Raw genomic sequence first — 23,350 nt, 5'->3', positions numbered from 1 at the left:
TTGGGTCAGGCGGCAGATTTCTTGGCGGCGCGTTTGGCAAAAAACGCAATCAACGGCTTTTCCAGATAGATATGGGCCAAAGACCCGGCGATGGTTACAATCACAGTTATCAGCGCCAGCATGGCCAGCGGCGGGATCATCGTATGCACCTCTAGTTTGCGCAGGGGCACTGCGGCGATGTTCATCACCGGCAAATGCACGAGATAGATCGCATAAGAGGCATTGCCCAAAAAGGTCAGCCAGTTTGGCGCGGGCAGATTGCCCTGGGCCAATCCGATCACCGCCAGCGCCGCGCCAAGCCCATAGCCAAGCGGGCGAATATTTTCAGACAAGGCCATGCCCCCCATGGTTTCGGTAAGCCCAATCCCCAAAAACAGCAGGGTTCCGGCCCAGAAACTCAGCCGCGCCATGTTTTGGGACAGGTGTTTATAGACCAATGCGGCAAGGATGCCGAACAGGAACAGCAGGTTGTGCGCCTTTAGGACAAATTCAAACGGATAGGCCATCTCTGGCCAGAACGGCAGCGAGATCACACAGGCCAGCATCCAGCCGCCAAAGGCGACCATGCCCCAACGAATATGCACGATCAGCAGGGTAAACACCGCGTAAAACAACATCTCGTGCTGCAGGGTCCAGGCGATCTGCATGATCGGCCCATCGATGGTGGGAAACAGCAGATAGGATGTCAGAATGGCAAAGCCTTCGCGGGCATGTTCGGGGCCCCGGCCGGGCGCGGCAAAGTAAATCGCCAAAAGCGCGGTCAACACAACCCAATAGATGGGGTAAATCCGCAAGATGCGTTTGCGCAAAAACCGCGTGGCTTGCGCCGGTTGACCAAAGTCGCGCCGATGCACCAAGGCCATGATGAAACCAGAGAGGACAAAGAAAAACTCAACCCCGGCATAGCCAAAGTTAAAGCCGACGCCGGCACCTTCGCCATTGTAAAAGTTCTTGGGCAGCAAAAAAACATTGGCATGAAACACCGCCACCATCAGCGCGGCAACGGCACGGCCGCATTGTAATCCGTTTAACATTGCTCTGTCCTTGTCATACCGCTTACCTTACCTACCCGTCGCTTTGGATTAACTGCCATAAAGCGCCCGTTGTCGCACATTCAAACAGCCCGCACAGACGCCGGCGTGCATGGTGCCGCGCATCAGCCAAAAGGCGCGGCGGTCTTGCGCCCCAAAGGCCAGGCCGGCGCGCAGGAAACTATAGGCAGATTTCAGCGATGCCAGAACCAACAGCTTGGCCCGTGCCGGCAGACCATGGGCCGAGGCCGCATAGCTTTGACCAATGCGGAACCGGCGGCGCAGCAGCCAGCCGAGGCTCAGGCGCGCAGGCGGCACATCTTCGCTGACAATAGAGGCATCTGCGATGGCATAGCTGGCGCCCATCTGGCGCAGGCGGAAAAAGAATTCGGTGTCTTCGCCGCCAGATCGACCCCGTTCCAGCGCAAAACGTTCGTCCCGCCAGGGGGCATCCCCCCAGCGCAGCAGCGCATTACAGGTATGGCCGGTTTCCACCACATCGCCGCGCGGCGCGGCAAATTGCGAATGAAAGTCGCCTTTGATCATCCAATCCGGCGCGTCGGGTCCATAGTTAGCCCGGCTATGGCCAAAGACCGCATCGGCATTTGTCTCTTGCTGACGGTCCACCAGCGCCACCAGCCAAGTGGGCTCAACCACCTCATCGTCATCCAGAAAGGCGATCCAATCGCCATCCGCCGCATCCAGCCCCGCATTGCGGGCAATCGAGATATTGGCTCCGGGCGCATGTCTATAGGTCACGGGGCGTGTCATGGTCGCGGCCGTGCTTTCCACGCGCTCTTGGGCGGTGGCTGTATCGTCATTGTCGATCACGATGATACGCAGCTCGGCCCCCTGGGGCACATCCGCCGCCTCGATGGATTTCAGGGTTTCCACCACAAAGGGACGGCGAAAGGTACAGATGCAAATATCAATCTTCATGATGTCGGCCCCTTTGTCAGATAACGCTGGATCAAGAACCCTGCCCCCCAGGCCTGATGCATCGCCAATAGCGCAGGCCCGGCCCAAAGCGCGCATAGGCTGCGATGTTTCAAGAGCAACTGCAGCGACATCGCCGCCAGCAGTCCCAGATAAAGCAGCGGCAAAATCAGCAATTTGGGCCAGAACAGAGCCAAAATCAGCGAGACCATATTCACCAATAAAATCACCGGCGGCACCATCTGGCGCAGCTTTGGCCTCATGCCATGGGTTTGAATGGTCTGGGCGCGGCCCTTGCCATAGCGCCAATATTGCTTGGCCAGCTTGCCCAGGCTGGGGCGCATCACGTAATCCAGCCGGATCGTGGCATCCAGCCAGATCTTGCCGCCGGCCAAGCCAATCCGGTGATCCAGCTCGGCGTCCTCATTGGCGACAAAACCCGTGTTATAGCCGCCGGTCTTGCGCCAGATGTCCAAATCAAAGCCCGCGTGATGGCCATGTTCCACATAACCAGAGACTGTTCCACCGCGATGGCCTGATCCACCAGAGCCAAGTTTTGTCTCCAGCGACCAGGCAGAGCCACGCTGAAAACAACTGTCGCCCACGGAATCCATCACCGTGGCCAGCGCCGCCACATCCTGTTTCAGCAAGCTGTCAGCCACCCGCAGCACATAGCCCGGCTTATAGTGGGAATGCGCATCCACCCGCACCAGAATGCGGTGCTGCGGCTCGGCGCAATCCGTGACCACTTTGTTGACCGCCGCAGCCTGTAATTTATCGGGATTGTCGATCAGGTGAATATTGGGGTGCCGCGCGCCATAGTCGCGCACAATGTCACAGGTGGCATCCGTGCTGCCACCATCCGCCACCACAATTTTCACCTCTGCCATCTGTGGCGCATCGCGCAAAAGCGCCTCTAGCGTGTCGGCAATATGGGTCGCTTCGTTTAATGTGGGGATCGCAACCAAAATGGTTTCAGGGGCCGCATGGGTGCAGTGATAGACCATCTTAAAGCCCCTCTTGTACGGTGGTGATGACATCTTGGATGTCGTCATTTGATTGCACAAAATCCCGATCCGGCCGCGCGAGCAAAGCTTGGCCCTTGGCCGCAATCGTCTCTATGGATAGGCTCTGTAACAGCGCAATCAGCTGATCTGGCTCTGGCGCATCAATGGCCCAGCCCAGATCATCCTCGGCCACGCGACGCCCGGTTTCGGTGCTGGCAACTGCAATGCTGGGGCAACCGGCCCAACTGGCCTCATAGATGCGATTGGGCAAAAGCCAGTCAGAATTATTGCCACTTTGCCAAAGGTCTTGCGCCCAGACCACATCACAGGTGCCATAGATCTGCGCCAGATCCTGCGGATAGTCATAAGCCCCGTGATAGATCATATTGGCGCGTGCATTGATGGTTTCATCAAAGCCCGCCAGCGCATGGTGATGCACAATGCCGTGGATATGGATTTCAACCTGCGCGCCCAAGTGATCCGCCACCGCCGCCAGCAATTTCAAACTGGGGGCGCAGCGAATGGTGCCAACCCAGCCAATTCTGATCGGGTGATCGGCCCTGCGCGGCGCGCGTGCCTTGGGCCGCTCTGGCAAAGCCGCGCCGGCGGCCAGTTTGTTCTCCCACAAGGCCCAGGGGCCGTCATAGCCTTGCAGAGGCTCAAAATACTGTCTGACAAAGCCCGGAGACGAGACCACCAGCATCTGGGTGCGCCGCAGTAAAAACCGTTCAGCCGCGCGCATCAGGCGGCTTTTGCCCCCCTGCCCGCACAGCGATCCGTTGATGTCCAGACATTCATAGACCAGCGGCGTCTGGCTGGCCCCGGCCAAAGCGCGCGCGGCCCAGGCGATGGCCAGCATATCCATATTGCGCGCAAAGATCATATCTGCCGCACGGATGCGGGCGCGATGGCGGGCCATTTTCAGGATGGATTTTGCCACCACCATCACCCGTTTGGGCAGGTTTTCGTTTTCCGTGTCGTAAAGATGGGTGTTGGGCCAATCGGGTTGAAAATCGGCATTCATATTGTCGCGCCGCATGGTGAAACTATGCACATCATGCCCCAAAGCCGCCATCGCCCGGATGCGGCGGATCTGCGAGATCTCGGCCACGTCAAAGCCAAACACTTCGATCTTGGCGGCGGCCAAGGCCGGGCTTTGGGCCGGCTGTTCTGGCATGGATTCTGGCGTGGAAAGGGGCATATCAGCGGTTTGCAAGGCTCTGTTCCTGAGGTTTGGCAACGGGGGGTTTGGGCAAAAAGAGCTTATTCAGAGTCTTTTGCAGCGGGTGTTCGCCATATTTATAAATCGCCAGCCCCATAAAGCAGACCAAGACCAAGGTCAGGACGATAAAGCCAAACGCCGCCGGGGTGGAATGCAGGCCGGGCAGCCGGGTCCAGGCCTCTCCCATCGGCACCAGCAAAAACAGATGGAACAGATAAATCGCATAGCTGGCATCCCCCAGCCGCTCTAGCCACGGCAGATGTGGCACGCGGCGTCCCAGCCCCACAGCCCCCAGGGTGATCAGCACCGCCGGCCCGCCAAAGACCAGCGCGCGATGGGCCAGATCAGCATCATCCACATGGGTGCCAAAGGTTATCAGCAGGCCAAAACCCGCCAAGAGCAACAGCAGATTACGCGCCACAGATCCGGGGCGGCGCTTCCACAGCTCGGCAATCAGACAGCCGCCCAGAAATTCCAACAACAAGGGGCTGGTATAGGTCACGGCCCAGGCCTGGTTTGGGTCCAGCCAGAACCCAGCCCCAACCAGCCCTAAAAACAACGCCACCAGCAGCCCAAGCCGCTGTTTTGTGGCCACCAGCAAAGCCGCGGCAAAGACCAGATAAAAGAACATCTCATAGGTCAGGGTCCAACCGGGCACCAACACTGGCCAGATCCGGGTCTCAAAGGTTGGGCTGTAATGCGGGAAAAACGCCAACGACCCCAGCACATGGGGTGTGGTGACGGTGATCCAATTGTAATTTAACACCGAGACCACCGCGACCCAGACCAGAATGGCCACCCAATAGGGCGGCGCAATGCGAATGAGGCGGCGCAGCAGAAAGCCGATGGGATCAGAGGGTTTGTTGTGGCTGATGCTCCACATGATGAAGCCGCTGATCACAAAAAACAGATCCACACCCGCATGGCCTAGGGACAATCCGGTTGTCACCATGTCAGGCAACGCCTCTTGCACGCGTTTGCCCGCATGCAGCGCCACAACCGCCAGAGCCGCCAAGGCCCGCAAATACTGAATTGTATAAACTCGGTTCATCGTCCTGACCATGCTCCTGGTCGCTGTGCCAAACGATCTGCTGCCCCATTGCGCGGTGCAATGGGGCAGAGTGCCATTAGGCGTAATAGTAATCCGCGATCTCGTGGCGGTTGTAAGATCGGTATTTCTTTAGATTGGCGCGGGTAAAGAGCACCCCAAAGAAATCATCCCGGTGTAACCCGCTTTTCTTCAGCGATGACATCACTTGATCCTGCGGGGTGGTGCCCCATTTGATCGCATAGATCACCCGGTCACAAAGACGGGCCAGCAATTGCGTGTCCGCAGCCCCCTGCACCGGCGGCAGATCAACAATCACATAGTCAAAATGCTGGCGCAGATACCGCAACAAGGCCGCCAGCCCTTCGGCGTCCCGTGGTGTGGGAGGGGGAATGCTGCCCGCTCCCAGATTGCCAATCAGGTGCAGACCAGGGAATTCCGGGATGGCGCTGAGATTGCTCAGGGCGCCCTCTGGATCCTGCAGGAAAGACGCCAGACGGTTGTTGCTGGGCAAAACCGTGTTCACCAGCCGCGACATCTCATGCGAGATCAAATCCATATCCACCAGCACGACTTTTTCATTCTGCCGCGCCAGGAAGGTGGCAAAGTTAAAGGCGGTTGTGGTTTTACCCTCGTCGCGCACCGAAGAGGTAAAGCCCAGAATAATACCCTCTCCCTTGGTGGAGAATTGCTCTTTTTGCAACGCCAGCTTTACGTGAATGCTGCGCATGCTTTCGGCGCTCACCGAGGTGGGCCAGACCGCTGCAAAATCAAGTTTCCGGGCGGCTTTTGAGAGTTTCTTCCAGCGTTTGCCGCGTTGGACCCGCTGGCGTTGAGTGGGGGGCGTGGCGCGTTGATCTGATTCAAACGCCGGGATCACCCCAAGGAAAGGCAGGCCCAGTTTGCGGGTCACATCCGTATGGGTGCGAAAGCTTTGATCCAGCGCTTCCAGCACAAAGATCGCCCCGATCGCAATCACCAAGCCCGCAAAAACCGCCAAGATCACCACCCGACGGGATTTTGGCGAAGACTTTGCTCCGGGCACCACCGCCCAGCCAATGACCCGCGCCGAGCTGGCATCAAAGGTCAAAAGCTGCGAGGTGCTGTTGAATTCTTCCAGCAGCCGCTCATAAAGTTCGCGCTTGGCATTGGCTTCGCGTTCCAGATTGCGCAGTTCCAGGGTCTTTTCGGTGTCATCACCATAGGCGTCGCGCAGATCGGCAATCACTTTTTCCGTGGCCAGAACCTGACGGTTCATCGCCTCGCCCTGGGCGCGCAGACGCGATTGAATTTGGCTGTATTCGCCAATGATCAGCGCCTGGGTCTGGTCTTTTTGCTGGCGCACCCCGCGCACGGCGGGCGCGGCCTCGTCCCAGATCAACAGCAGCTCTTGTTCCTGTTGCTGCAACTCGGCAAAGCGCGCCTCAAAATCTGCCAGCGCCTTGGTGCGCTCTTCAAGCGGCACCTGGACGGCTTCGATTTCATTGGCGGCAATCTGTTCTGACAGCTGCTGGGCCTGCACTTCGATGGTCAAGGCCTGGCCCCGCAGCTTCACAAGCTCGCCAATGGCAGCATTCAAAGCAATCTCTGTGGGCAACAACGCCCCTTCTGGGGTCAGCAAATCATTGGCACGGCGATAGCTGGCCACCGCGGATTCCGCCGCGCGCACCCCATCTCTCAGCTCGTCAATACGGTCAGACAACCACACTTGATTGCGCTCGATCATCTCGACATTCTGCTTGCCGGATTGGTGCAGGTATTCCTTGATCAGCGTATTGACCGCACGCGGGGCAAATTCCAGATTGGAGGAAGAATAAGAAATATCGACAACAAAGCTGTCCCCGGCGCGTTGCACTTTCAGATTGCGCACAAATTTGCGACGCTGCGCTTCGATGCGGCGCTCTTCGCGGGCCGCATCGGTCAAGGCCGCCCCGGTGTCATCGCTTTGGCCGCCAATGCCCAATTTGGCCAGCAACTTTTGTTTCAAAGAGGGCACCAGAACGGTTTCCCCATCCAGCCCCAGGGCGCGCATGGTGTTGGTGGTGACCTCGCGAGAGGACAGCACCCGCAGCTCGCTGTCGACTGTCAGCGCATCTGACATCAACAGGCCGGGCATCATCTGGCCGCCGCTTTCGGGGTTCTGCCCCACACGGGGGTCAATCAGGATCGCGCCATTTGCCGTATAGGTCGGCGTGGCATTCGCCACATAGAAAATCGCCAGCAAGACCGAGATCACCAGGGTGGAAAATACAATCAGCCAGCGGCGACGTAATTTTGCCAGCATTTCCCGGAGCACCTCACCCAGATCAATGGAGGGCAGGAAATTATCGCGGTTTGACGGGTCTTGATGCACGGGCGGAACTCGATCCAAATTCATGTGTTACTCAAAATAACCCGCCCGGACCGCAGACCCAACACAGAAGAGTCCGCCGCCTGACAGGCAACGACATAACATGCTTTGCATGTCACGCTTATTGGCATCCCTCTAGACGATTTCCAAAGTTAAACCAAACCACATTTCAGCCAAGGCAAGTCATTGTCCCCGTTTCATGCACAAAGCGGGCAAATTGACGGTATGATTGCGGTTTTTTAGCTATTTTCTGGGCGTTTTGTTGCCCACAAGCTGGCCATAGAGGTGTCCACATGGGCATTTTTCAGACTGACTCGCCACAGCAAAGCCTGTTGCAAGAGATAGCTCATCCCGGCCCCGGCTGCGGCGCCGTTCACCGCCCCAATCCAGCCACCAAGGACCGTGGCCCCCACCAGAACCGCAGCGCTGATGCCCGCCACCCAAAACACCGCCGCCTGCCGGCCAGTGACATTCAAAACGATCTGGGCCGGGCCAAATAGCGCCTCGGCCGCCGGCACCAGCATCAGGATGAACAGCGGCACAAACACCACCTGATAGGCCGGCCCAAACACCGCCAAAATCGGCTCGCCAAACAGCGCCAACAGGCCACAGCCCAGCACCAGCGCCACCAGCTTTAGCTTGGCGGCGGTCTTCACCAGATGCGCCACACGGGTCAGATTTTTGTTTTGCAAGGCTTTGGACAGCTGCGGGCTGAGGGCAATATCCACCGCCTTCATGCTAAAATAGGCCAGGCTCATCAACGACAGCGCCAGGGCCAGATACCCCACCTCGGCCGCGCCCAGTACCAGGCCAGCGCTGGCCACAATGACATGTTTCAGATTGTCCCGCAGCACCAGAAGCGGGGCCATCATCGCCCCGGTGCCCAGCCAGCTGCGCCGCGCGCTGAAATCGGGGGTGGCCTCGGTGGCATCCGCAAAGGTCTTGCGCAGCAAAAACGCCTGCAACAGGGCGGTCAGCACAAAGGCCAGCAGCAATAAAACCATCAACAGGCTGGGGCCCACCTGCACGCCGCTCAGCCAGACCAGGCCCAGCAACAGACAAATGACGCCGGGGCGCGCCAACATGATTGGCAGGCCGCCGCGCAGCACCTGACCCAGGGCGGTGGCATGGCGCGCATAAACCCGGGTCAGCGCCACAATCGGGGCCGCCAGCAGGGCCAAAATCAACACCTGCGCGGTTTGCCCGGCAAGATCCAACAGCCCCAAGGCCCAAAGCCCCAGACAGCTCAGCGCCGCCAGCACCGACATGGCCAGAATAATGCTGCGGTTAAAGCGGATGAACCCCGCCATCAGCCCAAGCTTATCGGCCTCGCGATAGTGCACCAGATATTTGATCGAGCCGGATTCCACATTCAGCGCCAGACCAATCGACAACAGCATGGTCCAGGCAAAACCCGTCATCACCAGACCAAACTCTGCCGGGGTCGCAAGCCGCGCCAACAGCAAAGTATAGCCCAGGGTCAGCAGGTTCCCGCCCACGCGCCCCCCCACCAGCGACAGCGCCTTTTTCAGGATGCCTTTGAGCGAAGAAGACCCATAAGAGTCAGCCGATTTTTCTGATTGCGACGTCATGCGAAACCCAATTTTACCTTTCAAAGCCGTCTGATTTTTGCCTCACATACAAAACCTTTTGGCAAAAAATGTGACATGCTTGGAGACGGTGCCGCCTTTACATATACTAAGTCAGAATGAATGACAGCGGTAAGACCAGCCTTTGAAATGTCACCGACCTTTGGGGAAAACCTTTATGCGTATGCAAGTGATGGCAGTGCTTTTGGCACTGGTGGCAAAAACCGCGATGGCAGGCCCTGACCTGAGCGGCACGCTGCCCATTCTGGACGAAAGCTTTCAACAGGGGCTCAACCGGTATGACGGGCGCTCTGGCCTGTGGTCCACCCTGCCCCGGCGCGGTCAGTTGATGACCAATGCTGATGAAACCGTCTTTTTGGATTACGGCGTGCTGGGGGCGGCCGAAGATGCGGTGCTGGCACCGCTGCATGCGGTGACCGACGAGGGGCTGGCCCTGCGCACCGTGGCCTTGCCTGACAGCGTGAAACCCGCCCTGCGCCATTATATGACGGCCACAGGTCAGGGCAAACGCGCCGATAAGATCCGGTTTGCCAGCGGTGAAATCACCACCGCCCATACCTGGGCCCAGACCTATGGTTATTTTGAGGTTCAGGCCCGTATTCCCCGGGGCAAAGGCCGCTGGCCTGCCTTTTGGATGACCTTTGCCGGCATTGGCTGGCCCCCCGAGATCGATATCTTTGAGGCCTATGGGGCCGGGATCGGCACGCGCACCAAAAAGGACAATACCTTTAACACCGCGGTGTTTTTTGACACCTTTGATGCGGATCAGAATCCCACCCATAGCGTGGGGATCAAAAACCCCTTTGCCGCCACCGCCGAAGGCCGCACTCCCAAGGTGCGCAAACGCGGCAATCGCAACATCTATAACTTCCATCAAATCCAAAAACCGCGGGCGGATTTTGGGGCCAATATCTATGATGATTTTCACACCTATGCGGCGCTGTGGACCGCCGAACATGTGATTTTCTATTTTGGCAAAACCCGCGATGACCTGCAGGAAATCTATCGCACCCCCACCCCCGAAGATGTGCACGAGCCGATGTTTCTGATCGCCAATGATCAGTTCACCGCCCGGGGCGGCTGGTGGGGGGCGGATGAAAAGACCCTGAAAGAGACCCTGGACCCGGAGAATGCCTTTATGCTGCGCAATATCACCGTGCGCGCCTTGCAGCCTGCGGTGACCCTGCGCATGCAGGACGGCGATTTGGTCAAAGACCCACGCGGCACAACCATTCTGGACACCAAGGGAGACGACGTGATTGTGCCCGGCGGCGGGTTTGACGTGCTGTCGCTGTCTGGCGGTCAGGATCTGCTGCGGCTGCGGCGCGACCGGCACAATAAGATCATTCTGGGCTTTGGCCCTGATGACCGGTTGCTGCTGGAAGGCTATCCCTTTGAGGATGCCGCTGATGCGCTGTCGCGCCTGACCCAAGTAGGAGAGGATGTCTGGCTGCCCAGCGGTGCTGACCCGGCCTGGCCGCATACGTTGATCTTCCGCGACACCCAGGTGGATCGGTTTGATGCGGCGCAATTTGAGGTGGTCTGGCCGATTGGCCGCGACATCTGGGTGGCCGAAGCCGCCCGCGCGACCCGCCCGGAATTTGACCAGGACAATGATGGCAAGCTGGCGGCCAAAGGCCCCGGGGCCTGGCTGAATGACCGCAGCGCCCCGGTGCAGATCACCGGCAGCCTGGGCACCGACCGCTTCATTGTCTCGCATCGAGAAACCCGCATCACCGAGCCCGAAAAAGGCGGCATTGATACGTTGATCACCTGGGTGGATTACACCGTGCCCCAACATATCGAACGCGCCATCGCCCGGGGCGACAACACCCGTCTGCGCGGCGGTGGCCCCTTTGGGCAACGTCTGGAGGCCGAAGCCACCCGAGTGTTTCTGGTGGGCGGCACCGGCAACGATCTTTATGTGATTGCGCCTGCGGCGAAATTTGTCACCGTCAACATCAGTGCCAACGGCGGCCATGACCGTCTGCGCGGCTTTGGCGCGGGGCACCGGCTGGCGATTGCCTCACAATTGCGGGCCCGGTCTGACCAATGGCAGTTGTTTACAGATCCCGAGGGCATGCGGGTGGATTTTGGTGACAATCAATCCCTGCTGGTCGAAGATATTGACCACGCCACCCTCAAACGGCTGCTGGGCCTGTCGTGATGCTTTATTTTCTGCGCCGCAGCGGATACAGAGCAGAGATAGGATTTGGGTAACGAGCGGAATTCGGCATGAGACAGTTTCAAGCAAGTTTTATCGGTATTGGGGCGCAAAAATGCGCCTCCACATGGCTGTATGGCGTCCTGCAACAATGCCCCGAGGTGTTTGTCAGCGACGAAAAAGAAGTTGATTTCTTCAGCTATTATTTTGACCGCGGCTATGAGTGGTATGAACGCAATTTTGCCTCTGAGACCGCGCATCAGCACCGCGGTGAAATCTCGCCATCCTATTTTATCCACGCGGATGCCCCCGCACGGGCGGCGGCTTATAATCCGAATTTGCATGTGTTTGTCACCCTGCGCGACCCGATCAAACGCGCCTTTTCAAACCATCTGCACGAGGCGCGCAAAGGCCATATCAGCGGCGTAAACCTGACCTTTGAAACCGCGCTGGACAACAATCCGCTGTACCGCGACCAGGGCCGCTATGCCACGCATCTCAGCCGCTGGATGGATCACTTTCCGCGGGAACAGATCCATGTGATGTTCCAAGAGGAAATCCTGGCGGATCGCGCCACAATGGCGCGTCAGGCCACCGATATTCTGGGACTGAAACCGCTGGATGATTTTCTGGACCTGAAAGCCAATGAAAGCGTGCGCTATCGCAACGCCGCCGTTGGCGAGACCCTGTGGAAGGTCGGCAGCTATGCCCGCCGTCACGGCATGGGACGTTTGGTGGAAACCGTCAAATCCGCCCCCGGCATCAAACAAATGCGCAACGCCAACCGGGAATCCATGCGCGATGCGGTGGTCCCGATGGCAGCGGATACCGAGGCGGCGCTGACAGACTATTATGCCAAAGAGGTCACCCAGCTTGAGGCATTGATCAAGCGCCCGGTGCCCTGGGAGCGCTTTCGCGCCACAGAAACCGCTTAAATCACCCCGCCCAAAACGCCAAAGGCCCGGTCAGATCGCTGACCGGGCCTTTGGTATTTTATCATCTGCCTTTAAAGCGTTTCGCCTCTTAATGGGTGGGCGTTTTGAAATCAACTTGCTGCCTCAAGTTAATCTCCAAACGCTTTAGGCAAAGATCAGGATGTCATCAGACTGTTGGTTGATGGCCAGACTGTCGATGCCATCGCCCAGCACCTTGGCCAGACGCAGGGTTTCGCCATCCACATCGATCTGCAGGAAGGTGGCCCCACCTTTCACAACCAGCTCCGCCTCGGTGGCCCCAGAGGCGCTTAGGCCGGTCACAAGAATGCGGTCCCCTTCGGCGGCATTAAAGTCTTGGATCACATCCATGTCGCCAGCGTCACTGATATCAAAGATAAAGGTATCCGCACCGGCCCCGCCGCGCAGCACATTGCGCCCTTCGCCACCGTTCAGAAAGTCATCTCCGTCACCGCCAACCAACTTGTCACGGCCATCGCCGCCCTCAAGGCTGTCATGGCCCGCGCCGCCGATCAACACGTCATTATCCGCGCCACCGATCAGGGTGTCATGGCCTGCGCCGCCAGCCAGCTTGTCATCGCCAGAGCCGCCCAGAACACGGTCATCCCCGCCGCCGCTCAGAAGCGTGTCGTTACCGGCCCCACCATTCAGGCGATCATCGCCGTTCAGACCATAAAGCGTGTCATTGCCAGCAGCCCCACTCATATCATCATCACCCCGGCTGCCGCGCAAACGGTCATTGCCAGATGTGCCCACAAAGGTCTCGTCAAACACCGGCTCTGTCGCAGGCGGTTCCGTGGCAGGGGGTTCCGTTGCCGGAGGCTCTGTGGCCGGTGGTTCCGTGGCTGGGGGTTCCGTTGCAGGCGGTTCCGTGGCCGGAGGCTCTGTCGCAGGCGGTTCCGTGGCCGGAGGTTCGGTCGCTGGAGGTTCTGTTGCAGCGGGGGCGGTTGCCGGTTCGTCATTTGCGCCAAACAGATTTTTCAGCTCGGCAAAAGAATAGCTCACATTGCTAAAGGTAAAGCGCTCGATGCCAATCACCGCACTTAAGCCACTGTCCACCAGACCCAGCATAAAGGTGCCCGCCTGGGTGAAGTAACCCGAGACCAGATTGAAGCTTACAGAAAAGCTCAGCGTGTCTGTGCCAGAGCCGCCATTTAACGTGTCATTGCCCGCGCTATAATGCAGCGTGTCATTGCCACGGCCGGCTTCAATCAGGTTGTCCCCGGCATTGCCGGTCAGCACGTCCCGGCCATCCCCAGAGAAAATATTCTCGATCCGCCCTGGGTTTTTCACGGTCAGGGTCACACCGGCGATCTTGGTGGGGCCATTGCCGCTCAGATCGATGATGCTGTTTGAGGTGACCGCCGCGGCGTTGATCGCATCGGTGCCGCCATCTGTGTCGTTCAGAATGCTGCGCTCTGCCAGATCCGAGCCGTTATAAAGACTGCCGAACTCATCGGTATACACATAGGTGTCATCTGCGTGATCATCGGCATCGCCATTCAGGGTCAGGGTCACGTTGCCCAGCACACCTGTCATCGGCCTGCCGCTGCCATCTGTGGCATCCGGGTTGCGGTTATAGACATCCACGGTCCAGTCCCCCGCCCCCATCTCGCCCATCGAGGCCACAGAGGTGAAGGTGAAATTGCGCACGCCGCCAATGTAATGGGTGTCATCTTGTGCATAAACCAAACGCACCGTGGTGCCATCCGGGCTGGTCAGGTAAATGTCCAGATCGCCGGTATTGGCCCATTTCAGATCCATCGACAGCTGCACATGTTCAACCTGAATGGCATCGGTGACATTCAGCTCAAACGAAATATGATCATTGCTGCCCGCGGTCATGGTGGCACCGCTGGTTTCTTGGATCACCACCGTGTCACGATTGGCTGCGGTCTGCTGTGCTGTCCAGGTTTCTGCCAGGCGCACCGCCGCATGGGCATTCACAAAACCATAGCCAAAGCTGTCGCTGAAATGCATGCCGCCGCCGTTGAAATTGCCCGCGCCATTGGTCAGCCAGCCATCGCCATGCAATGGGTCATCAGACAGGCCTTCGCGTTTGGCCGAAAGCGCCAGAATTTGTTGGATATCGCGGTAGCCCAACTCTGGGTTGGCCTCCAGCATCAGGCCAATGACGGCAGAAACCGCAGGGGCGGCAAAAGACGTGCCCGTGGCATCGGTAAAGCGGTTGTTGGGTGTGGTGGTATAAACGTCATCCCCCGCCGCAGAGACCAGAACATTGGCCCCAATGCTTGAGCCTGCCCAGATGGAACCGTCTTTTTCAACCGCGCCAACAGAGATGCTATAGGGGGAGTTTTGGAAATTGTGATAATTTGAAGAGCCATCAGCCCCGGCGTTGCCCGCGGAAAAAACAATCGAGGTCCCCAAACCATCGCGTCCTGTTTCGGCGACAAATTCCAGCGCCTCTGCCATGGCGGCATTTTCAGCCCGGCCAAAGTTGTCGCCAAAATTCCGCGAAAAGCTCCAGCTGTTGTTCACCACATCGACCTCGGCCCCGGCCCGCAAAGCGGCCACAACCTGATCGATGACATTACTGCTGCTGTAATCAATGCCCAGACCCACCAAAGTGGCGTCTGCGGCAATGCCCACGCTGCCGGTGCCATTGCCCCCCTCGGCGGCAATCACCCCAGCCACCATGGTGCCATGGCTGTTGCCAAAACTCTTGGAGTTGATGGAAATGTCACCTGTTTCCAGGGCAAAGTTGTAATCAAGCGTGCTGTCGTAGGCGGCAGAGAGTTCCTTGTGATTGAAGTCAATCTGCGAGTCGACGACGCCAATCTTGACGCCTTCGCCGGTGTAATCCGCCCAGACCGCTTCCAAGCCCATGCTGAGATGTGACTGGCTCGAGCTTGCAAAATACCAGCTCCGATCCGTGTTTGTATCAGACAGCAGCCTGTCGACTGTTTCTGAAGATCCCATCGGCGATACAATTGCCATCCGTCTTTACTCCTAATCAGCCGCGCTAAGGTGGCAGGCGCGGCGCCCTACTCTGCGAAACCTCCCATCGCGAGCAGCGGATGGGCGTGGTGGTTTCGCGTCAGAGAAAAAATTGGCAGCCAATCTCGGCGAGATCGTGTCGGGCAAAAGGCTTTTTACGGCGCAACAGCCCCAAAGCGGCCTGTCTGGGATCACAGCTTTCAGGAAAGGCCTGTTTTTGTTGGCGCGGGCCGCGTTAAGGATTTTGTCAATTCTGTGACCAAGCCCCTAGGCGGGGCGGCAAGTCCGGCTCATCTCCGCAGGGCGGGGGCAAACATTGTTGCCAAAATCGAATGAATAGCGAAAAAACCCTATAAAATGTGACATATGGACTACAATCGCGTGGAATCAGCCGACTCGACAGCGCCATGACTCTGTTGCATTTAGGAATGAGACTATCGTTACAAAAAACAAACCGGTGCGCACCGAGCGGAAATGATACTGACATGAAATCTCTTTTGACCCTCGCCTCGATGGTATTCGTGGCCTCCTGCGCCATCGTAGGACCCAATTATGAGCCACCTCAGATCGAGTTGGCCAAACATTATGCCTTTGCCAATTCCCCAGAGCTGGAGAACGCCGCATTTGATCGCTGGTGGAGCACCTTCCACGATCCGGTTCTGGACAGCTATATGGAGCAGGGCCTGACCAATGGGCTGAACATCAAGCTGGCCCAGGAACGTATCATCGAAGCGCAATCGCTGTTCCGGGCCGCCGGCGGCAAAAGCCGCCTGCCCGCGCAATTGTCCGGCAATGGCACCGCCGCAGTTGGCATCAGCGAAACCGGCGGCGTGCGCACCGAGAGCGAAACCGCCAGCCTGGGTGCCACCTTTGTCTTTGATCTGTTTGGCGGCGTGGCCCGTGGTATCGAACAGGCCGGAGCAGAATTGGACGCGGCCTTTTACAATGCGCAAACCGTGCGCCTGGCCTATCAGTCCGAACTGGTCGCCGCCTATATCGAGACCCGCTATTATCAGACCGCCATCAACCTGGCCCGCCGCAGCATTGCCAACCGCCAGCGCACATTGGGCCTGGTGCAGGAACGGGTGGACGCCAATGTGGCCACCGTATTGGAAAGCTCGCGCGCCGAGGCCGAGCTGTCTTTGGTGCGCGCTGATCTGCCAAGCCTGCAAATTGGCTTTGAAAGCAATGCGGTGCGTCTGGCAACCCTGCTGACCGAACCAACCCAATCGGTGATCAAACATCTGCAAGCCACCCATAAGGGCATTCCAAACCCAACCCATAAATTCGCCCCCGGCGTGCCGGCCAACCTGCTGCGCAACCGCCCGGACATCATGTCCGCCGAACGCACTTTGGCCGCCCGCATGGCCGCCGTTGGCGTCAGCGAAGCCGCGCTTTATCCCTCGCTCAGCCTGGGCGGGTCGATCCGCGCCTCTTCCACCGCAGATAACACCCTGCAGATCGGGCCCAGTCTGACCATTCCGCTGCTCAGCCGCCCTCGGTTGCTGATCAATCGGGATGCCGCCATTTCGCGCGCCAAACAGGCTGAGATCTCTTGGCATGTCACCGCCCGGGCCGCGGTCTCTGAGGTCGAACAGACCCTGTCGCGGGCCCGCAACCGACGCACCGAGATCAATGCTTTGACCCAGGCGTCGCGCAATTACACCCGCCTGACCCGCCTGTCTGGGGAATCCTTTGAGCTGGGGGCCAGCACATTGCTGGAACTGCTGGATGCACAGGAAAATGTCTCCAGTGCCGCCAACGCCCTGGCCCGCGCCCGCCGCGCCTATGCTTTGGCCATTGCAGAGCTCTCGGTCTCGACCGGCCACGGTGCCCGGGTGGGCGAAACGCCCGCCGCTGCCAGCACAGATGCGGTGGCGCAATTGGACAGCACAAAGCCCTAAGCGCTTTATAGGCTTATTTCAGACCTATTGGGCCGGGATTTCCCGGCCCTTTTCTATGGTGTCAGATCGGTGCTCTGCCTCTGATTTTACTGTGCTTTTCCGTCACACCCGGCCGCACACCGGACCCAAAGCCCATAGGGCTTTGTTTTTATGGGCTAAAATTTCCTTAGGGAAATAGCTTAGGCGCGCTACACTTCTGACAAGAATAAAAATTCAAGCACAGCCATAGGTTGTGTAATTGGAAACATCGAGGAGGAGTAGGCGCATGATAGGATATCTTGCTATTGCTTTCATTGCGGGCAGCAGCACCGCCATAACCATGTTGATGACCGGCTGGGGCATTTTGCCCGCGCTGATCGGCTATAGTCTGGGGGGGGCCATGAGCATCGCGCTTTTTGCGCTTTTGATGCTGGGGCAACACAGAAAAGACTAAGGCCAAAACCTGGCCAACAGACCCTATGGGTCAGAGGGGCCAAATCTCAGATCTGTTTGTGCGTCCGCCCTTTGGGTCGAGGCCCCTTAAAGCTGCCCCCAGACCGCCCCCACATCCGCGTGCCCCGATTTTACCCAATAACGTCCTTCAAAAACACATATGTTCTGTGCAATGCCTTGGGCAACACAACGGATAGGAACCCGATATGATCACCCCTGTTCTGCTTTGCGGTGGGTCTGGCACACGTCTATGGCCCCTATCGCGCAAAAGCTATCCAAAGCAATTTGCCCCCCTGCTGGGTGACCAAAGCCTGTTTCAAAGCGCCGCCAGACGGTTCTGTGCCAAGGGGTTTGCCAATCCGTTGATTGTCACCGGCGACAGTTTTCGCTTTATTGTCACCGAACAGCTGGCCGCCTGTGAAATCGACCCCAATGGTATTTTGATCGAACCGGATGGGCGCAACACCGCCCCGGCCGCGATTGCCGCCGCCCTGCATCTGCACGCCCAGGACCCCGAGGCCTTGATGCTGCTCTTGCCCAGCGATCACGCGATCCCAGACGCCGCCCTCTTTCGCGATGTGGTCAATCAGGGGGCCGTGGCCGCCCAAGAGGGGCAGATTGTCACCTTTGGCATTGCCCCCACCCGGCCCGAAACCGGCTTTGGCTGGCTGGAAAGCGGTGCCGCCACCCATCCCGGCGTGACCAGGCTGACGCGCTTTATTGAAAAGCCAAATGCCGCCACCGCCCAAAAACTGCTGAAAGACCCTAACAACCTGTGGAATGCCGGGGTTTTCCTCGCCAAGGCCAGCACCCTCATCGCGGCTTTCACCCGGCATGCCCCCGATATCCTGAAAACCGTGCAACCCGCCATGACCGCTGCGAAACGCGATCTGGGGTTTTGCCGCATTGATCCTGATCTCTGGGCCAAGGTGCCCGAAGAATCCATTGATTACGCCATCATGGAAAAAGCCGATAACGTCAGCATCGCCCGCTTTGACGGGGCCTGGTCTGATCTGGGCAGCTGGGAGGCGGTTTGGCAGGAGACGCCCCAAGATGAGGCAGGCAATGCCACAGCCGGCAATGCCACGGCCATCAACTGTGAAAATGCCCTGCTGCGCTCGGAAAATGAGGCCATCGAACTGGTGGGCATCGGTCTGAAAAACATCGTGGCCATTGCCATGCCCGACGCGGTTCTGGTCGCGGATCTGACCGAATCCCAAAACGTGAAAAAAGCCGTGCAGCTTTTGAAAGACAAAGGGGCCAAACAGGCGGTGCAATTGCCCGTGGACCACCGCCCCTGGGGTTGGTTTGAAAGCCTGGTGATCGGCGGACGGTTCCAAGTGAAACGCATCCATGTGCATCCGGGCGGATCCCTCTCCTTGCAAAGCCACCAACATCGGTCTGAACATTGGATTGTGGTCGAAGGCACCGCCAAGGTCACCGTGGATGACACGGTCAAACTCGTGACTGAAAACCAATCGGTCTATATTCCATTGGGCGCCACGCATCGCATGGAAAACACCGGCAAAGTGCCCATGGTCTTGATCGAAGTACAAACCGGCTCTTATCTGGGCGAAGACGATATTATACGCTATGACGATGTCTACGCCAGAGCGTGATAGATCAGAGACCAAACAGAGACTATTTCGGCCTAAAACCTGCAAAGAGACAGCATAGTATGCCCCCCAAATTTGGCACCAGCGGCCTGCGTGGCTTGGTCACCGAGCTCACCTCTGAGCTGGTCAGCTCCTATACGACCTCTTTTATGCGCAGCTGCGCCACAAAGGGCGTGGTGCATGTGGGCTGGGATCTGCGCCCCTCTTCACCGCAGATCGCCCAGGCGGTGATCACAGCGGTTCAGGCGCAGGGGGCAAAGGTGAAAGTCGCCGGTGCCGTGCCTACCCCGGCGCTCGCCTTGGCCGCCAGCCAAGCCCAGCAAGGCGCCATTATGATCACCGGCAGCCATATTCCAGCCGATCGCAACGGGCTGAAATTCTACACCACCCAGGGCGAGATCAGCAAAACCGACGAGGCGGCCATTCTGGCCGGTTTGGTCCCGGCCACTTCAGCCCCGACTCTCCCGGACATCCCCATCAATGCAGATCCTGCCGCCATACAGGCCTATAGTGACCGCTATGTCACAGGCTTTGGCCCCCAAGCCCTGACCGGGCTGACCATAGGTCTCTATCAGCACAGCTCGGTGGCGCGCGACGTGATGGTGGATATCATCACCGCCCTAGGCGGCACAGCAATTGCCCTGGGGCGCACCGATACTTTCACCCCGGTTGATACCGAAGCCGTAGACCCAGAGGCCCGCGCGCAATTTCAGAGCTGGTGCCAAGACCATGCGCTGGATGCGTTGATTTCCACCGATGGCGACGCAGATCGCCCGATGGTCACCGACCACAGCGGCCAGATTGTTGTCGGCGATGTTCTGGGCGCGCTGACCGCCAAAGCCTTGGGGGCAGAGGTGCTTTGCACGCCAATTTCCTCTAATACGATGATCACCCGGATGCCCGAGTTCCGCGATATTCACCTGACCCGCATCGGATCGCCTTATGTGATCGCCGCAATGCAAGCGGCGCAGACCAAAGACCCCGCCGCCAAGGTGGTGGGTTATGAGGCCAATGGCGGCTTTCTGCTGGGGTTTTCAGCCCAAGGCCCCGCGGGCCCGCTGGCCCCGCTGATGACCCGCGATTGCCTGCTGCCGATCCTGTGCAGCCTGCATCTGGTCCAAAGCACAGGCCGGGCTTTGGCCGAGAGTGTCGCGGCCCTGCCCCAACGCTTTACCGCCGCCAACCGCCTGACCGAGATCCCCACCGCAGCCTCCGCCAAATTCCTGCATAATCTCACCACCGACAGCGCCGCCCGCGCCGCGTTTTTTGACACGCAAAGTGCCGAAACAGAGACTGATTTGACCGATGGGCTGCGGGTGACGTTTGAAAACGGCGACGTGGTGCACCTGCGCCCCTCTGGCAATGCCCCAGAATTACGTTGTTACGCCGAAGCGGACAACCGCGATCGGGCTGAGGCATTGGTCACAAACCACTTGCAGCGGCTTAGGGGCAAAATAAGGCTCTAACTCGCCTTAATCAGGTGTATCTTCAAACCCACTCCGACCGATGCTTTCATAGGCAACAAAGCCCGCACGGCGGGCGTCTTTGACCGAATAGATATTGCGCATATCCGCCAGCTTGGGCGTGGCCATGCGTTTGGCAAGGCGTTTCAGATCCAGCGCGCGGTACTCATTCCATTCGGTTAAGATCACAATCAGATCGGCATTTTGGGCCGCCTTATAAGCCCCCTCAACCCAATTCACACCCGGCAAAAGCGCCTCGCCTTCGTGCTGGCCTTGCGGATCGGTGACGCGCACCTTGGCCCCGCCGCCCACAAGGGCCGGGATGATGGTCAGGGCAGGGGCATCCCGCATGTCATCGGTGCCGGGTTTAAACGTCACCCCCAGAATGGCGATGGTTTTGCCATTAAAGGACCCATCACACATATCCAGCAAACGGTCGATCAGCCGACGTTTCATTTCCTCATTCACCTTGATCACGGTTTCGGTGATCTGCATCGGCATCGCGTGTTCTTGGCCGATCCGCGCCAGTGCCTTGGTGTCTTTGGGAAAGCAGGATCCGCCATAACCGGGGCCCGCGTGCAGGAATTTATTGCCGATACGCCCATCCAGCCCCATGCCGTGGCTGACCTGTTTGATATCGGCCCCCACCCGTTCACACAGCGCGGCCATTTCATTGATAAAGGTGATCTTTGTGGCCAGAAACGCATTGGCGGCATATTTGATCATCTCAGCGCTTTCCAGATCGGTGATCACCACCGGAAATTCGCGCAAATACAGCGGGCGGTAAATGTCGCGCATGACGTCTGCGGCGCGGTCGTTCTGCACACCAACGACAACCCGGTCGGGTTTCATGAAATCATCAATCGCAGCCCCCTCGCGCAGGAATTCCGGGTTTGAGGCCACGTCGAAATCCAGATCGGGGTTGGCCTTTTTCACGGTCTGTTTCACCTGCCGATTGGTGCCCACAGGCACGGTGGATTTGGTCACGATCACCACGTAATCGCGCGCCAGTTCCGCCACCTCGGCCGCCGCGGCCATCACATAGGTCAGATCCGCATGGCCATCGCCGCGCCGCGTCGGTGTGCCCACAGCGATAAACACCGCCTCGGCCCCGCCTATGGCCAAAGCCAAATCCTGGGTAAAGGTCAGCCGGCCCGCCGCCACGTTTTTGGCCATTAGGGCTTGCAGTCCCGGTTCATAGATCGGCACCTCGCCTTGGGTCAGGCGCGATATTTTATCGGGGTCTTTGTCGACACAGACCACATCATGGCCAAAGTCTGAAAAACAGACGCCAGACACCAGGCCAACATAGCCCGTACCGATCATTGCAATTTTCATAGCTGCGCTGCCCTTTTTGTCCCCGTTTGTGCGGGGCAAAAGGGGCGGCTGTCAAGGCAAGCGGTCAGTCTTTCAGCAGACCCAGCAGATAGGCCCCATAAGGGTTTTTAGAAAATGTCTTGGCGCGGTCACGCAAGGCATCGTCACTAATCCAGCCCATTTCATAAGCAATTTCTTCGGGGCTGCCGACCTGAAGCCCCTGACGTTCTGACAAGGTGCGCACGAAATTGCCCGCATCCAACAGGCTGGCGTGGGTGCCGGTATCGAGCCAAGCAAAGCCACGGCCCATTTGCTGCACATTCAACTGGCCATCTGCCAGATAGCTTTCCAGCAGGCTGGTGATTTCCAATTCACCCCGTTCTGACGGCTGCACCTTTTTGGCGCGTTCAGGCGCGGTGCCATCCAGAAAATACAGGCCGGTGACCGCAAAGGGCGAGGGGGGCACGGCGGGCTTTTCAATGATCGCCTTTACGGTGCCATCGGAGGCAAAATCCACCACACCATAACGTTCAGGGTCTGCCACACGATAGCCAAAGACCGTGCCGCCTGCGGTTTGCGCATCCGCCGCTGCCAGATGATCAGGCAAGCCATGGCCGAAAAAGATATTATCCCCCAGCACCATGGCCGACGGTGCGCCATCCAGGAAGTCCTCGGCCAAAATATAGGCCTGTGCCAACCCATCGGGGCTGGGCTGCTGGATATAGGTCAGGCTCAGGCCCCATTGACTGCCATCACCCAGGGTGCGCTGGAATTGCTCTTGATCTTGCGGCGTTGTGATCACAGCGATCTCGCGGATGCCAGACAGCATCAGAACCGACAACGGATAATAGATCATCGGCTTGTCATAGATCGGCAGCAACTGTTTTGAAACGCCGATGGTGATTGGATACAGCCGCGTGCCAGAGCCGCCAGCCAGAATAATACCTTTGCGTTGTGTCATGGGTTTAAGTCCTTAATCACATCGGCCAAAGCGGCCTGCCAATCGGGTTGTGAAATCTTAAAGTCCGCCTCTAATCTGCGGCAATCCAGCCGCGAATTCAAAGGGCGCGGGGCGGGCGTTGGATAGTCGCTGCTGGGAATGCCTGTGACTTTGATGTCTTTGCCTGCCCGTGCAAATGTTTCGCGCGCGAAACATTTCCAACTTGTGGCTGGGGCACCTGCATAGTGATAAATCCCCCCACCCAGCCCTAATTCAGGATCAGCCCGCATGGCTGTCGCCATGGTGATCAAGGTCGCTGCGATGTCCTTGGCTGCCGTTGGTCCACCAATTTGATCGTCAACCACATTTAACGCATCGCGCGTTTCCGCCAAGCGCAGC

The 23,350-nt window shown here is 58.3% G+C and carries 17 protein-coding genes; 6 read left to right on the top strand and 11 right to left on the bottom strand.

Features of this window, described 5'->3' with window-relative positions; translation table 11 throughout:
• Nucleotides 1-5 precede the first annotated feature (5 nt).
• The 7 genes from ABXG94_RS16660 to ABXG94_RS16630 all read right to left on the bottom strand — a co-directional run bounded on the left by ABXG94_RS16660 (nt 6) and on the right by ABXG94_RS16630 (nt 9,186).
• Nucleotides 6-1,034, bottom strand: coding sequence for an acyltransferase family protein (locus tag ABXG94_RS16660; RefSeq protein WP_353536117.1), 1,029 nt, complete (start codon nt 1,032-1,034; stop codon nt 6-8).
• A gap of 48 nt (nt 1,035-1,082) precedes the next feature.
• On the bottom strand, nt 1,083-1,970 hold the full coding sequence (locus ABXG94_RS16655) for a glycosyltransferase family 2 protein (protein WP_353536116.1): 888 nt from the start codon (nt 1,968-1,970) through the stop codon (nt 1,083-1,085).
• Entirely contained in the window at nt 1,967-2,974 is a 1,008-nt protein-coding gene (locus ABXG94_RS16650) for a glycosyltransferase family 2 protein (protein ID WP_353536115.1), read from the bottom strand. Before ABXG94_RS16650 ends, ABXG94_RS16655 begins: the two co-directional genes overlap by 4 nt.
• 1 nt (nt 2,975) lies before the next feature.
• Nucleotides 2,976-4,190: a glycosyltransferase gene (locus ABXG94_RS16645; RefSeq protein WP_353536114.1), complete on the bottom strand. Its 1,215-nt coding sequence runs from the start codon at nt 4,188-4,190 to the stop codon at nt 2,976-2,978.
• On the bottom strand, nt 4,177-5,247 hold the full coding sequence (locus tag ABXG94_RS16640; protein ID WP_353536113.1) for an acyltransferase family protein: 1,071 nt from the start codon (nt 5,245-5,247) through the stop codon (nt 4,177-4,179). Before ABXG94_RS16640 ends, ABXG94_RS16645 begins: the two co-directional genes overlap by 14 nt.
• 76 nt (nt 5,248-5,323) lie before the next feature.
• Nucleotides 5,324-7,621: a GumC family protein gene (locus ABXG94_RS16635; RefSeq protein WP_353536112.1), complete on the bottom strand. Its 2,298-nt coding sequence runs from the start codon at nt 7,619-7,621 to the stop codon at nt 5,324-5,326.
• A 212-nt stretch (nt 7,622-7,833) separates the two neighbouring features.
• Nucleotides 7,834-9,186: a lipopolysaccharide biosynthesis protein gene (locus ABXG94_RS16630; protein ID WP_353536111.1), complete on the bottom strand. Its 1,353-nt coding sequence runs from the start codon at nt 9,184-9,186 to the stop codon at nt 7,834-7,836.
• Between the two features lie 175 nt (nt 9,187-9,361).
• Here ABXG94_RS16630 and ABXG94_RS16625 point away from each other — a divergent pair, with 175 nt between their 5' ends.
• Nucleotides 9,362-11,371, top strand: a complete 2,010-nt coding sequence (locus ABXG94_RS16625) for a glycoside hydrolase family 16 protein (protein WP_353536110.1) — start codon at nt 9,362-9,364, stop codon at nt 11,369-11,371.
• A 68-nt stretch (nt 11,372-11,439) separates the two neighbouring features.
• Nucleotides 11,440-12,303 (top strand): sulfotransferase domain-containing protein, encoded by an 864-nt coding sequence (locus tag ABXG94_RS16620; RefSeq protein WP_353536109.1) that lies wholly within the window; start codon nt 11,440-11,442, stop codon nt 12,301-12,303.
• Nucleotides 12,304-12,447: 144 nt separating this feature from the next.
• Here ABXG94_RS16620 and ABXG94_RS16615 read toward each other — a convergent pair whose 3' ends face one another.
• The gene (locus ABXG94_RS16615; RefSeq protein WP_353536107.1) at nt 12,448-15,279 is read right to left on the bottom strand and encodes a S8 family serine peptidase; all 2,832 of its coding nucleotides are present in this window, start codon (nt 15,277-15,279) and stop codon (nt 12,448-12,450) included.
• A 485-nt stretch (nt 15,280-15,764) separates the two neighbouring features.
• Here ABXG94_RS16615 and ABXG94_RS16610 point away from each other — a divergent pair, with 485 nt between their 5' ends.
• The 4 genes from ABXG94_RS16610 to ABXG94_RS16595 all read left to right on the top strand — a co-directional run bounded on the left by ABXG94_RS16610 (nt 15,765) and on the right by ABXG94_RS16595 (nt 20,697).
• Entirely contained in the window at nt 15,765-17,183 is a 1,419-nt protein-coding gene (locus ABXG94_RS16610; RefSeq protein ID WP_353536105.1) for an efflux transporter outer membrane subunit, read from the top strand.
• A 265-nt stretch (nt 17,184-17,448) separates the two neighbouring features.
• Nucleotides 17,449-17,616: a hypothetical protein gene (locus ABXG94_RS16605; RefSeq protein WP_353536103.1), complete on the top strand. Its 168-nt coding sequence runs from the start codon at nt 17,449-17,451 to the stop codon at nt 17,614-17,616.
• Nucleotides 17,617-17,821: 205 nt separating this feature from the next.
• Complete coding sequence (locus tag ABXG94_RS16600; protein ID WP_353536102.1) at nt 17,822-19,234, top strand: mannose-1-phosphate guanylyltransferase/mannose-6-phosphate isomerase; 1,413 nt, start codon at nt 17,822-17,824, stop codon at nt 19,232-19,234.
• A 59-nt stretch (nt 19,235-19,293) separates the two neighbouring features.
• The gene (locus ABXG94_RS16595; RefSeq protein ID WP_353536100.1) at nt 19,294-20,697 is read left to right on the top strand and encodes a phosphomannomutase; all 1,404 of its coding nucleotides are present in this window, start codon (nt 19,294-19,296) and stop codon (nt 20,695-20,697) included.
• A 6-nt stretch (nt 20,698-20,703) separates the two neighbouring features.
• Here ABXG94_RS16595 and ABXG94_RS16590 read toward each other — a convergent pair whose 3' ends face one another.
• From ABXG94_RS16590 to ABXG94_RS16580, 3 genes are all read right to left on the bottom strand, one after another.
• Entirely contained in the window at nt 20,704-22,032 is a 1,329-nt protein-coding gene (locus ABXG94_RS16590; protein WP_353536099.1) for a UDP-glucose dehydrogenase family protein, read from the bottom strand.
• A 64-nt stretch (nt 22,033-22,096) separates the two neighbouring features.
• Nucleotides 22,097-22,972, bottom strand: a complete 876-nt coding sequence (gene rfbA / locus ABXG94_RS16585; protein ID WP_353536097.1) for a glucose-1-phosphate thymidylyltransferase RfbA — start codon at nt 22,970-22,972, stop codon at nt 22,097-22,099.
• On the bottom strand, nt 22,969-23,350 hold a 382-nt coding region (locus ABXG94_RS16580; protein ID WP_353536095.1), incomplete at its 5' end, for an SDR family oxidoreductase. The genes ABXG94_RS16580 and rfbA, both read right to left, overlap by 4 nt.

The sequence above is a fragment of the Cognatishimia sp. WU-CL00825 genome (assembly GCF_040364665.1).
In the GTDB taxonomy this organism is placed as follows: Bacteria; Pseudomonadota; Alphaproteobacteria; order Rhodobacterales; family Rhodobacteraceae; genus Cognatishimia.
This window is presented reverse-complemented; position numbering and strand designations above follow the sequence as displayed.